At 41.8% G+C, this 12320-nt stretch carries 12 protein-coding genes; 1 reads left to right on the top strand and 11 read right to left on the bottom strand.

Annotated elements, in window-relative coordinates; all coding sequences use genetic code 11:
* Window positions 1-13: 13 nt before the first annotated feature.
* A complete protein-coding gene (locus ACYQ1I_RS16090) occupies window positions 14-1462 on the top strand; it encodes a LysM peptidoglycan-binding domain-containing protein (RefSeq protein WP_459767128.1) in 1449 nt (482 codons plus the stop codon).
* Window positions 1463-1610: 148 nt separating this feature from the next.
* On the opposite strand, the gene ACYQ1I_RS16085 is transcribed toward ACYQ1I_RS16090, so the two are convergent.
* The 11 genes from ACYQ1I_RS16085 to ytfJ all read right to left on the bottom strand — a co-directional run bounded on the left by ACYQ1I_RS16085 (window position 1611) and on the right by ytfJ (window position 12318).
* A complete protein-coding gene (locus ACYQ1I_RS16085; protein ID WP_459767127.1) occupies window positions 1611-2561 on the bottom strand; it encodes a dipeptidase in 951 nt (316 codons plus the stop codon).
* A gap of 180 nt (window positions 2562-2741) precedes the next feature.
* Window positions 2742-3935, bottom strand: a complete 1194-nt coding sequence (locus tag ACYQ1I_RS16080; RefSeq protein ID WP_459767125.1) for a D-alanyl-D-alanine carboxypeptidase family protein — start codon at window positions 3933-3935, stop codon at window positions 2742-2744.
* 122 nt (window positions 3936-4057) lie between these two features.
* Window positions 4058-4471, bottom strand: coding sequence for a cytidine deaminase (locus ACYQ1I_RS16075; RefSeq protein ID WP_459767123.1), 414 nt, complete (start codon window positions 4469-4471; stop codon window positions 4058-4060).
* Between the two features lie 20 nt (window positions 4472-4491).
* Entirely contained in the window at window positions 4492-5370 is an 879-nt protein-coding gene (locus ACYQ1I_RS16070) for an ABC transporter permease (RefSeq protein ID WP_459767121.1), read from the bottom strand.
* A complete protein-coding gene (locus ACYQ1I_RS16065; protein WP_459767119.1) occupies window positions 5370-6440 on the bottom strand; it encodes an ABC transporter permease in 1071 nt (356 codons plus the stop codon). The genes ACYQ1I_RS16070 and ACYQ1I_RS16065 overlap by 1 nt, the downstream gene beginning before the upstream one ends.
* The gene (locus ACYQ1I_RS16060; RefSeq protein ID WP_459767117.1) at window positions 6433-7986 is read right to left on the bottom strand and encodes an ABC transporter ATP-binding protein; all 1554 of its coding nucleotides are present in this window, start codon (window positions 7984-7986) and stop codon (window positions 6433-6435) included. The genes ACYQ1I_RS16065 and ACYQ1I_RS16060 overlap by 8 nt, the downstream gene beginning before the upstream one ends.
* A gap of 66 nt (window positions 7987-8052) precedes the next feature.
* Window positions 8053-9180, bottom strand: a complete 1128-nt coding sequence (locus tag ACYQ1I_RS16055) for a BMP family lipoprotein (RefSeq protein WP_459767115.1) — start codon at window positions 9178-9180, stop codon at window positions 8053-8055.
* A 216-nt stretch (window positions 9181-9396) separates the two neighbouring features.
* On the bottom strand, window positions 9397-10071 hold the full coding sequence (deoC, locus tag ACYQ1I_RS16050) for a deoxyribose-phosphate aldolase (RefSeq protein ID WP_459767114.1): 675 nt from the start codon (window positions 10069-10071) through the stop codon (window positions 9397-9399).
* A 234-nt stretch (window positions 10072-10305) separates the two neighbouring features.
* Window positions 10306-11274 carry a sugar-binding transcriptional regulator gene (locus ACYQ1I_RS16045; protein ID WP_459768193.1) on the bottom strand — a complete coding sequence of 323 codons (969 nt, stop codon included), beginning with the start codon at window positions 11272-11274 and terminating at the stop codon, window positions 10306-10308.
* Window positions 11275-11316: 42 nt separating this feature from the next.
* Window positions 11317-11727: a hypothetical protein gene (locus ACYQ1I_RS16040; protein WP_459767112.1), complete on the bottom strand. Its 411-nt coding sequence runs from the start codon at window positions 11725-11727 to the stop codon at window positions 11317-11319.
* Window positions 11728-11859: 132 nt separating this feature from the next.
* Window positions 11860-12318 (bottom strand): GerW family sporulation protein, encoded by a 459-nt coding sequence (gene ytfJ / locus ACYQ1I_RS16035; protein WP_459767111.1) that lies wholly within the window; start codon window positions 12316-12318, stop codon window positions 11860-11862.
* Between the last annotated feature and the right edge of the window lie 2 nt (window positions 12319-12320).

The raw sequence follows: 12320 nt of genomic DNA, 5'->3' as shown, positions 1-12320 counted from the left end.
GTGAGGTGATTATATGTATTATTCTTTTAGACCGTGTCCTCCGGGTACGATACCTTATATCATCAAACCGGGAGATACTTTTTATCGTATTGCCATGCAGTATAACATCACTGTGTCGGCGTTAATTGCGGCAAACCCCACAGTGAACCCTAATTATCTAGTTGTTGGACAGCAAATATGTATACCAATGAGCCATCCGCATCCAGCTTGCCCAGGAGGAAACTACTATACCATACGTCCTGGCGACACACTCTACAGTATTGCAAGACTATTTAATGTGTCGGTGGATAGTTTAGTTGAGGCGAATCCTGGAATTAACCCGTACATGTTATATCCAGGTCAGGTAATTTGTATTCCAGGTAGACCAACACCGCCACCGCCAAGCACCTGTCCGGCGGGAACAACGGCCTATACCATCCGCCCAGGGGATACCTTCTTTAGCTTGGCTCAACGCTTCAATACAACCGTTGAGGCCATTCAAAGGGCAAATCCCGGTGTAGACCCAAATAATTTGCAAGTTGGTCAAAGAATTTGTATTCCGGGTACACCAACACCGCCACCGCCAAGCACCTGTCCGGCGGGAACAACGGCCTATATTATCCGTGCCGGAGATACCTTCTTTAGCCTAGCTCAACGCTTCAACACAACCGTTGAGGCCATTCAAAGGGCGAACCCTGGGGTAGACCCCAATAATCTGCAAATTGGTCAAAGAATTTGTATTCCAGGTACACCAACACCGCCGCCGCCAGGACCCTGTCCAGCGGGAACAACGGCCTATACCATCCGTTCAGGAGATACCTTCTTTAGCTTGGCTCAACGCTTCAACACAACCGTTGAGGCCATTCAAAGGGCGAACCCTGGGGTAGATCCACGGAATCTGCAAATTGGCCAGGTGATTTGTATTCCAGGTACACCAACACCGCCACCACCAGGGGGCTGTCCTTCAGGAACAACGGCCTATACCATCCGTTCAGGAGATACCTTCTTTAATTTGGCTCAACGCTTCAATACAACCGTTGAAGCCATACAGAGGGCGAACCCCGGTGTAGACCCCAATAACCTGCAAATTGGTCAAAGGATTTGTATTCCAGGTACACCAACACCGCCACCACCAGGGGGCTGTCCTTCAGGAACAACGGCCTATACTATCCGTGCTGGGGATACCTTCTTTAACCTGGCTCAACGCTTCAATACCACCGTTGAGGCCATTCAAAGGGCGAACCCCGGTGTAGACCCCAATAATCTACAGATTGGTCAAAGAATTTGTATTCCAGGTAGACCAACACCACCACCGCCAGGGGCCTGCCCATCAGGAACAACAGCCTATACCATCCGTTCAGGGGATACCTTCTTTAGTTTGGCTCGACGCTTCAATACCACCGTTGAAGCCATTCAAAGGGCGAACCCTGGAGTCGACCCCAATAACCTGCAAATTGGTCAAAGAATCTGTATTCCCAACTAAATAAAGCATAAAAAAATCCGGTAAATTTACCGGATTTTTTTAAATCTATAGAAAAGTCCTCACTTAAAATATTTAATGAAAGAGAACTTTCCGTATATATATTTCACAAAGTCCTCCTTAAAAGTCACCAAAGGAAGCCTTTGTTCTTTTACATTACATCTGATAAGAGTCGCAGGGCATTTCTATAGCATAGCTTTTCAATTTCGATAGATGAAAAGTGGTTTTTTTCCAAGGTTTCTATAAGGTTATTGAAATATGAAAAATTTTCAATTTCTAAAGGGCAGCTAATCCCATCAAAATCTGACCCCAGAGCCAGTACGTCAATTCCAGCAATTTTTTTTATATGTCTTATATGATGAAGGATATCTTCAATCTTACTAATTTGCCCATTGCCTAAAAAGGCAGCACAAAAATTGATTCCCATTACACCGCCCCTTTCAGCCAGGGCCTTGATCATATCATCAGTTAGATTTCTTGGGTGATTGGTAACTGAGCGTGCATTGGAATGGGAGGCTACAAAGGGTGTTTTTGAGTGCTTTAGTACATCGTAAAAGCCTTCGTCAGAAAGATGAGAAACATCAATTATTATACCAAGTCGATTCATCTCTTCAATCACCTGATGGCCAAAGGCAGTAAGTCCATGTTGTCTGTAGTTGGCATTGTAATTTGGGTAGCCTATTTCATTAGGGTAATTCCAGGTTAAGGTAATCAGCCTTACCCCAAGATTGTATAGCTTCTGCAGACGATCGAGGTGCCCTTCTAATACCGCCCCCTCTTCCACGGTTAAAAGGCTTGAAACCAGATTTTTCTCTTGATTGGACAAAATATCCTCATAGCTAAGGGCTGGCCTAAGATAGGAGGCATTTTTAGCCAATTCTTCTTGATAAAGACTATACATTTCAGTAAATACCTCATAGGGGCCTTTTCCCAACTTTTTTTCCTCCTCCATATCGATGAAAATTGCAAAGCACTGGGCTAAGGAATGACCAGCCTTCAGCTTTTTTATATCAATATGAAGGTCGTTGCAATAGAGGGCGACAGGTTCTTTAGATTTGTAAATCCGATGCAGCGTATCACAATGCCAATCTATTATCTTCATGAAAGCACTCCCTTTTGACTTGTTAAAATTTAGTAAGGCATACATTACAATTATGCCACAAAGAAAGTGTTGATGCAAAAAATAATAGTAAACATAACATTATTACGGTAAAATTTTCGTAAAAAATCCCTGCCAAATAAACAAGGTTTATTCAGCAGGTACTAAAAAAATAATGCAATATTAATTTCTTTTAAAGAATTTAATGATTTTATCCTTAAGTGTTAGCTTGGCAACATCCTCTTGGGCAATTAAGCTGATTGAGCCCAGTAGTTGATCTTCCAGATAAAAGTTGGCACTACCCAATTTTTGTCCTTTTTTTATGGGAGCCTCAATGGTATCCGGCATATCCAATATCATATTGAGCTTTGTCATTTCATCCTCCCTTAGGGGAAGTAAAAGGGCCTGATCAGCCAATACATTTAATCTTTTCTTTGTACCATTGGAAACCAAAATATTTCCTAATACCTGATCCTTTTCGGTGGCACCATGGGCCGTAAAAACCTTAAAGCTGTCGTCAAGTAATTTTGATGCCGTATTAAACCAGTCATGGTCGTTGAGAGTTATGGCAACCAACTGCATACCATTTCTTGTAGCCGAGGCCACCAGACAACGGCCTGCTTTTTGAGTATACCCGGTTTTAACCCCATCTCCCCCCTCATAATTGGTCAGAAGTTTATTTTTATTGGAAAAGTGTTTGTATTCGCTTCTTTCAGCTACCCAAAATCTTGTTGACACAATTTCCTTAAAAAGGGGCTGCTTTAAGGCGGCCTGGGTAATTAATGCCAGGTCATGGACTGTTGTATAATGTTGATCATGGTGCAGGCCATGGGGGTTCATAAAATTTGTGTGCAGGGCCCCTAATTCCGCTGCCCTTTGATTCATCAGGTTAGCAAAATTTTCAATAGAGCCGCCAATTTCTAATGCAATGGCAGTGGCGGCATCGTTTCCTGACCTTAGCATCAGACCATAGAGGAGGTCTTTCATAGATACCCGTTCGTTTGCCCTAAGGTAAATGGATGAGCCCTCTATTCCAACTGCCTCAGGAGGAATTTTGACCATGTGGTCAGGTGTTGTATTTTCTATAGCCAGAAGGGCGGTCATAATTTTGGTAGTGCTGGCCATAGGCATGGATTCATGTATGTTCTTGCCATATAAAACTCTGCCGGTGCTGACATCCATCACGATGGCTGCCTTTCCGGGGGCCGAAGTATAATCAGCTTCTTCACCGTAAACCATTGGCTGAGAAGCCAGCAGTATGACATCCATCACGATGGCCGTTTCCTCAGGAATCGAGGTATAATCAGCTTCTATACCATAAACCATAGGCTGTAATGCCAGCAGCATGACAAGTATAAGTAAACCGGTCCTTTTCAATAGCTTCACCTCTTATTTTAAAATAATTTACATTTTATTATTGGCAAAAGTCCTTTACAACATGCAAATAGAAAAGGCATGAATTTTAGAATAAAATTCATGCCTTTTTGCTGAGGACAGGTTTACTTTTTATTAGATTCCAGCTGTTGGTTGGTAAAGGAACCAGGCAATAGTTCGCCGCTGGTCTTGATATAATAATCACCATCTTTATTGCCCATTAAAACCTTAATTTGCAGTCCAAATTCTGCCATCACCTGTCGACATGCACCGCAGGGGGACGCATAATCGTCAATGTCAGTTACGACAGCAATCGATTCAATGTCGGTATGACCCTCACTGACAGCTTTAAATATGGCAGTTCTCTCAGCGCAGTTGGTTAAACCAAATGAAGCATTTTCAATATTACAACCGGTGAATATTTTACCGCTGGAGGTTTTTAAGGCAGCTCCAACCTTAAATTTTGAATAGGGCACATAGGCCTTTTCCTTAGCTTCCAAGGCCTTTTGTATCAATTCCTGCTCCCTTTCCTTTTCCATATTCTCACCTCATTTTAATATTATCTTTCAGCTTTATCATAGGGTTGACCCGATGCAGCCGGTGGTGTAGCCTTTCCTACAAAACCGGCCAGGGCAATCATTGTAAAGATATATGGAATCATTTGGATAAATTGACTTGGAATACCAATCCCCTGAAGTCTCATTTGTAGTGCGTCGGCAAAGCCGAAAAGTAATGCTGCCCCCATGGCTCCGAAGGGAGTCCATTTACCAAAAATCATGGCAGCCAGAGCAATAAAGCCTCTACCTGCAGTCATTTCCTTAACAAATACATTTAAGTCACCCAAAGACAAGCTGGCACCGGCTATTCCGGCCAGCATTCCACTGATGACAACATAAATGTATCTCAGCTTGATAACATTAACACCTACGGTATCGGCAGCACTAGGGTGTTCTCCAATGGCTCTGAGCTTTAAACCCGATGGCGTGTAATAAATAAACAAATGAACTGCTGCCACCAGAATTAGGGCAAAATAGACAAGCGGATTAAAGCCTCCCCACGAGGGTAGCTTTCTTACCTGTGGTGTGGTACCAGATACATTAAATAGTATTTGTAATAAAAAGACGGTTAAACCCGAAGCTAATATATTGATAGCTGTTCCGCTTACTACTTGATTGGCTTTATATTTGATACTGACTACTCCATGGATAAGGGCAAAAACACCGCCTGCCGCCATGGCGCCCAGTACGCCCAACCAGGGATTACCGGTAAAGTAAGAGACCACCACCGCTGCGAAGGCACCAATCAGCATCTTTCCTTCAAGGGCAATATTGACTATACCTGCCCTTTCAGACAAGAGGCCCCCAATGGCAGTAATAATTAGCGGAGTAGCAGCCCTAAGGGTTGCATAGATAAGGGATAGGTTAATTATATTATTCATTAGGCTACTCCTCCTTCTTTTCTCTTTTTCCTGACCCATCGTCTTACGATTTCATCTGCGGCCACAAAGAAAATAATTACCGCTTGAATTACAACGATTAAATCTACTGGAACATTGGTATTAAAATTCATCCAGGCACCGCCGTTGGAAAGAGCCCCGAATAATAAGGCACCTAAAATAACCCCAACAGGATGGTTTTTGCCCAGCAGGGCAACCGCAATTCCTTCAAAGCCAAAGCCCGGAGAAAAGCCTAGAATTAAGGCTCTGTCAAAGCCTAGCACCCGTTCAACACCGGCTAAACCAGCCAGGGCACCGCTGATTACCATGGCCAAAACGATCTTTTTATTTGAACTGATTCCACCATATTCAGCGGCATGGGGATTTAAGCCGACAGCCCTGACTTCATAACCGATGGTGGTTTTCCAAAGAAGATAATAAATAATAAGGCATGCCATAAGTCCAATTAAAAATCCTACATTTAACTTTGAATTGCTCCAGCTGACCAATTCTCCCAGACGGGTTAGTCTGGCTGATTCTAAGATTCCAACGGTTCTTGGGGTTTGACCGGGGGCTCGAAGCGGGCCAGCCACCATATAGCCAATCAATGCATAGGATATAAAATTCATCATGATCGTATTAATAACCTCATGAACACCCCTTTTAGCCTTTAAAATTCCAGGTATAAAAGCCCAAAAGCCACCTGCTGCCATACCTGCTAAAATTGTTAAGGGCAGGTGGAGTAGTTTTGGAAGTCCTGTAATGGCAACTCCTACATAGGCAGCTGCTAAGGCACCTACAAACATTTGTCCTTCCACGCCAATATTAAAAAGCCCGCACCGGAAAGCAAAGGCGACAGCCAGGCCTGTAAATAATAAGGGGGTTGATCTGGCCAATGTATTGGCAAATTTATTGAAATCACCAAAGGCCCCTTGAAATAGTGCTTTATAGGCTACAAAGGGGTTTTGTCCAATGGAGAGCATAATCAGACCACCAACTATTAGACCTAAAAAAATGGCGCCAATAGGGAGCAATAATTCTTTAATTTGTTCCACAAGCTTTTCTTTATTCATCACGACTACCTCCTGAAGGGGGGATGTTAGGGGTTGACTGATCCTTTACACCAGCCATTAATAAGCCCAGCTTTTCTTCTGTTGCATCCCTGGCATCTAGTATGGCAACAATTTCACCTTCGTAAATTACTGCAATTCGATCACTAAGACTCATAATTTCCTGAAGCTCGGCTGAAACCAACAGAACAGCCTTTCCATTATCCCGTTCCTTAACAATTTGCCTATGGATAAATTCAATGGCACCAATGTCAACTCCCCTTGTTGGTTGAGAAGCAATAATTAAAACAGGATCTATTTCCAACTCTCTGGCAACGATAATTTTTTGCTGATTACCACCAGAAAGGTTTCTTACATGTACTTCGCGATTAGGTGTTCTAACATCATATTTTTCTATTAGCTTGTCTGCATGACGGTTGATTTCATTGTAATTTAATGTGATCCCCTTGGCAAAGGGCTTCTTAAAATGACTACCTAAAATAGCGTTTTCACTGATTGAAAAATCCAATTCAAGACCACGTTTATGTCGATCCTCGGGAATATAGGCTACCAGCTCGTTTTTAATTTCCCGGGCAGTTTTTCCGGTAATTCTTTTATTATTTAAATAGACTTCACCAGATACGGGCTTTTTAAGCCCGGTCAACACTTCAATTAATTCACTTTGACCATTTCCCTCAACCCCTGCAATTCCCAATATTTCCCCTGATCTGACGGTAAAGGATATATTATTAACTGCAGGTAAATTTCTTTCATCTAAAGCAGAAACCGCTTCAACTCTTAAAACATCTTCACCGGCCTTAGCCTCCTGTTTTTCAACTCTTAGTAGTACCTGCCTACCTACCATCATCTCTGCCAAATGAGACGGCGATGTTTCTGATGTATTGACAGTACCAATGGTTTTTCCCCTTCTCATGACTGTTGCCCGGTCTGCTATCTCCATCACCTCATTGAGCTTATGGGTAATAAAAATAATTGACTTTCCTTGGTTGGTTAAGGTTTTCATAATATTAAACAATTCCTTAACCTCCTGAGGAGTTAAAACTGCAGTGGGCTCATCGAGTATAATGACATCGGCACCACGATAAAGGGTTTTTAAGATCTCAACCCGTTGCTGCATTCCAACGGTAATACTTTCTACCTTGGCTGTTGGGTCCACAGTCAGGCCATACTGCTTTGATAATGTCTCCACCTCTTTTATTGCCTTTGTTTTATTAAACCATAGCCCTGACCTGGGTTCACTTCCCAGCACAATGTTTTCAGTAACCGTTAAAGGAGGGACCAATTTAAAATGCTGATGAACCATTCCAATGCCAAGCTTAATTGCTTGATTCGGTTCATTAATCGTGATTTGACTTCCCTTATATGTGATTGTACCTTGATCAGGCTGATAGATACCAAAAAGAATATTCATCAGGGTGGATTTACCGGCACCGTTTTCACCCACCAGTGCATGGATTTCTCCCTCTTTTAAATCAAGGCCCACCTGGTCATTGGCTAAGACTCCTGGAAATGCCTTCGTTATATTATTCATCGACAAAATAGACTGCATTATGATTCCTCCCATAAGGTTTAAGCTGCTGCAACAAAAGCTACAGCAGCTTAATGAATGATTTCTTTATTCTTCCCTTACAACTATTTCACCACTGATAATTTTATTTTTGATATCTTCAATGATTTCTTTAGCCTCTGCGGGGATTTTGTCCTTTACTTCCTGCATTTTTTCAATAGCTGCGGCATCATTTTCAACGCCAGACTTTTCCAAATCATCAACTGTAGATAAATCTGTTAAGCCAACGCCGTCACTTTCAACACCGAAAACGGTAACCTCAGCTTTATAATTACCATCCTGAACTGCCTTAACAGTATCGAATACAGCAACGTCTACTCGCTTCAACATACTTGCTACAATTGTACCTGGATACATCCAGTTTTGATTAGAGTCAACGCCAATAGCAAGTTTACCATTTTCTGATGCAGCTTCAAATACACCTTGTCCTGTTCCGCCGGAAGCATGATAAATAATGTCTGCTCCACGGGAAATTTGAGATAGGGCTAATTCCTTACCCTTAGCAGGGTCATTAAAGGCATCGCCGGTAGTTCCTGCATAGGCAGATACGACCTTAACGTCTTTACCTTGGGCTTCGTTGATGTATTCAACTCCGTGCTCGTATCCAATTTGGAATTTCTCAATTAGAGGAGTTTGCATACCACCAACAAAACCTACAGTATTACTCTCAGTCATTAATGCAGCCAGGGCCCCTGCCAGGAAAGAACCTTCATGCTCTTTAAATACAAGGGAAGCTACATTTGGTTCTTCTACAGTTGCATCGATAATGGCGAACTTAATGTCAGGATACTCCTGAGCAACAATTCTCATTGGCTCTTCCATTAAAAAGCCTACACCGATTACAAGGTCCATGCCCTGATCAGCCAAGAATCGTAATGACTCTTCATCCTGGGCCATTTCCTTTGGTTCAATGTCTCGATATTCAATACCCAATTCTCTTTTTGCCCTTTCAAGTCCTTCAATAGAAGCGTCATTAAAGGATTTATCTCCCTTTCCTCCTGTTGATAAGACAATTCCTACTTGTAAAGGCTTATCGTCGGTTTTCGGTGTTTCCCCCTGGGGATTTTCATTTTCAGGCGGTTGGTTGGTGCTTCCACCGCCGCAAGCGGTTAACAGCATACTGAAAATTAATAGTATGCTTAGGGCAAGTAAAGCTTTTTTTGACATTTTAAACATCTACAACATCCTCCCATTCATTTGTTTTAGATACCTTAATAATATTAACAAAATTTCCCTTTCAACTCAAAGGTTAATTTTGCTTACACATGGATTTTTTTATCTATGTATATTGTTATTCCATATGTAAAACTAAGCAGGGTAAAAAAATAGTATCTAGATGGATATTTTACAACAGCCATCAAATTAAAACAATACCTTTTTCACCTACTTAATTTAATATCCACCTTTATTGTCTGTCTTTCCCTTGACAATTGCAATGCCTGAGCTGGTTCCAATTCTTGTGGCCCCGGCGCAAATCATGGCCTGGGCTGTCTGTAAATCCCTTACCGCCCCAGAGGCCTTAACGCCCATCTCATCCCCTACTGCTGCTCTCATCAACTGAATATCTTCCACCAGGGCTCCACCGGTACTAAAGCCGGTGGATGTTTTAACATAATGGGCCCCTGCTTTTTTTGACAACTGGCAGGCAGTTTTCTTTTCTTGATTGGTTAATAGACAGGTTTCAATAATGACCTTTACCAGGCTTGGTTTAGCGGCTTGAACTACAGCCCGAATATCGGCTTCTACTGTTGAATAATCCATACTTTTTAGAGCGCCGATATTAATAACCATATCAATTTCCTGAGCCCCTTCCGCTACTGCCTGGGATGCTTCATAGGCCTTTACCTTAGTGGTTGTGGCTCCCAGAGGAAAGCCAATAACGGTGCATACCTTTACCGGGGTATTCTTCAACAAACTGTAGGCAAGGCTTACATAGGCGGGGTTAACGCAAACCGAGGCGAATTGATACTGTTTTGCCTCCTGGCATAACATTTCAATCTGTTCTTTGGTTGAATCGGCTTTTAATAGCGTATGGTCAATATAGGATGCTAAATTTTGTATTTCCATATTATTCTCTCCTTACCGTAATTGATTGAACGGAGTACATATCAAATGTGCCAATGATAAATAAAGTGGTAATTTTGTTCAATGCAAATGAAATTTTGTTCACCTTTAGTTCATTTCGGCATTTGTTAAAGAATTCCTTCCAAAAAAATTTAAAATATTTTAATATCTTAAATTAATGCAATAGGTCTTTTATCGTAAAATAACAGCATCAGATGATTAAAGGAATGATTTCTCTTAACCAGATAAGTTTTCCAGCCTCAGAACCTCTCGGGCGGCGGTTTCGTCGGTAATTAAAACATTTAGATATTGTCCCCTTAGGGCACCTAATATGCCCCTGGCATGATCCTTTCCGCCGGCTATGGCAATGGCATATTTTTTGTTTTTAAGCTTTTCCAGCTCGATTCCAATGGTCCGATTATTCAAGCAGGGATCAAATATTTGACCATTTATATTAAAGTAGCGGGAACAAATATCACCTACAGCCCCTTGCTCCTTAATGGTTTGCATCTCTTCCTTAGAAAAGTAGCCGGCCCTTACCAATACCGATTCGGGCCCTGGAATTCCGATGGAGTAGATGGCTACCTCGGCACAATTGGCTAATTCCAGGATTTCGTTAATTTTTTCATCCTGCAAAAGCAGTTCTTTAATCTGAATATTTTCTATTACTCCAGGTACAGGTAAAAAGCAAGGGGTTGCCTTTAATTTCAGGGCAAAGGTAATGATCGGATTATAGGTATCAACATACCCTGATATTTTTCCTACGCCTCCCTTTAGCTGTACCACAGTAGCATGATTAAGGGGCTGTTCCTTTAAGTACTTTGCCACATAACTCAAGGTTTGCCCCCAGGGAATTCCAATAACCTGCCCGTCGGCCAGGATTGTATCCAGATAGCCTGCGGCTACCCTGGCAAGGTTTTCTTTTACTTCATCACTATTTTGGGTAGACATGGGTACCACAATCACCCTTTTAAGCTTAAAATGACGACAAAGGCTGCTTTCCAATTCAGATATGTTTGTAAAGGGACTATTGATTTTTATCTCTACAATTCCTTCTTCTCTGGCCAATTGCAATAATCGTGAAACCTGAGGACGAGAGATATTCAGTGCCTTTGCAATTTGAATTTGATTTTCATTCCCTTCATAGTACATTCTTGCTGCTTTAACTGCCAATTTCAATTTCTCAATATGCCTTTGGTCTGCCACCTTCAATCACCCTCTAATATGCTTTTAGACAGCTTCAACTGATTAATCCTGTTTAAATTCATACACTAGCTCACAGCCAAATTCTGCGGCAAGCTTTTCTGCTTCCTTAATGTCTTCCTGGCTCCAAACAGACCAGCCACCCTTTAATTGACCATTTACATATATTTCAACCTTTTCACTCTTTACAAACATGATTCGATTATTTTTCTTTGTCATTTGTTCTACCTGATTTTTTACGGCTTCCTCAGGGTCAACCTCCAGTACCTTCATCGCAATAAAAAGACAAGACATAGCATCTTGAAGCTCTTTTTTGGCCTTTTCAATATCCCCGTTAAGTAAGGCCTTCAGGGAACCTGCAACCTCTTCGTTTAAATGGCTTATGGCAGTTTTTGGATCATTCGTTGTATATTTACGGTTGTCCCAGATGATTTCGATTGCTTTTTTTAAATCCATCAAAAAACCTCCATCTTTCGTCTACAATAATATAATAGTATTATACCTTTTATCTGCTGCTGTATCAAACCTCATTTTATTAAAGTAATGTTAGTATTTACATACAAAAAAAAGAGGACCTTACGTTGTCCTCTATTCTTCATCTTCCAGCTCATAAATCGGTTTTCTTTTTTTAGTTTTTTTACCAATCATCGACTGTATTTGGTTGATGACTTCAGGGGCCATGCCAATAATGTTGTCAATCATATTGGCTTTTTGATCCACGGGCATTAATTTCATTTGTCCGTTACCAACCACCATGAAGGCCACAGGCTGAACCGATACCCCTGCCCCTGCCCCGCCGGCAAAGGGAAATTTTGATTTTGGCTTGCTGCCCCCTTCTTCACCACCGCTTTCAGACCTTTCTTGCTTTTTTTCTGCGGTGTAATCACCGCCTCCTGAAGCAAAGCCGAAGGATACCTTTGAAATCGGTATAATTACAGTTCCATCAGGTGTTTCCACAGGGTCCCCCACGATTGTATTTACATCAACCATTTCCTTGATGCTTTCCATCGTGGTTTTCATTAAGGATTCTATTGGATGCTCACTCAAAC

It is taken from the genome of Alkaliphilus crotonatoxidans, from assembly GCF_054658015.1.
The sequence above is the reverse complement of the archived record's forward strand: the minus strand, read 5'-3'. Positions and strand labels throughout refer to the sequence as shown.

Bases quoted from the DNA above. Each gene is read 5' to 3' on its own strand.
- ACYQ1I_RS16090 (WP_459767128.1), top strand. From the start codon at position 14: ATGTATTATTCTTTTAGACCGTGTCCTCCGGGTACGATACCTTATATC.
- ACYQ1I_RS16085 (WP_459767127.1), bottom strand. From the start codon at position 2,561: ATGAAGATAATAGATTGGCATTGTGATACGCTGCATCGGATTTACAAA.
- ACYQ1I_RS16075 (WP_459767123.1), bottom strand. From the start codon at position 4,471: ATGGAAAAGGAAAGGGAGCAGGAATTGATACAAAAGGCCTTGGAAGCT.
- ACYQ1I_RS16070 (WP_459767121.1), bottom strand. From the start codon at position 5,370: ATGAATAATATAATTAACCTATCCCTTATCTATGCAACCCTTAGGGCT.
- ACYQ1I_RS16065 (WP_459767119.1), bottom strand. From the start codon at position 6,440: ATGAATAAAGAAAAGCTTGTGGAACAAATTAAAGAATTATTGCTCCCT.
- ACYQ1I_RS16060 (WP_459767117.1), bottom strand. From the start codon at position 7,986: ATGCAGTCTATTTTGTCGATGAATAATATAACGAAGGCATTTCCAGGA.
- ACYQ1I_RS16055 (WP_459767115.1), bottom strand. From the start codon at position 9,180: ATGTTTAAAATGTCAAAAAAAGCTTTACTTGCCCTAAGCATACTATTA.
- deoC (WP_459767114.1), bottom strand. From the start codon at position 10,071: ATGGAAATACAAAATTTAGCATCCTATATTGACCATACGCTATTAAAA.
- ACYQ1I_RS16040 (WP_459767112.1), bottom strand. From the start codon at position 11,727: ATGGATTTAAAAAAAGCAATCGAAATCATCTGGGACAACCGTAAATAT.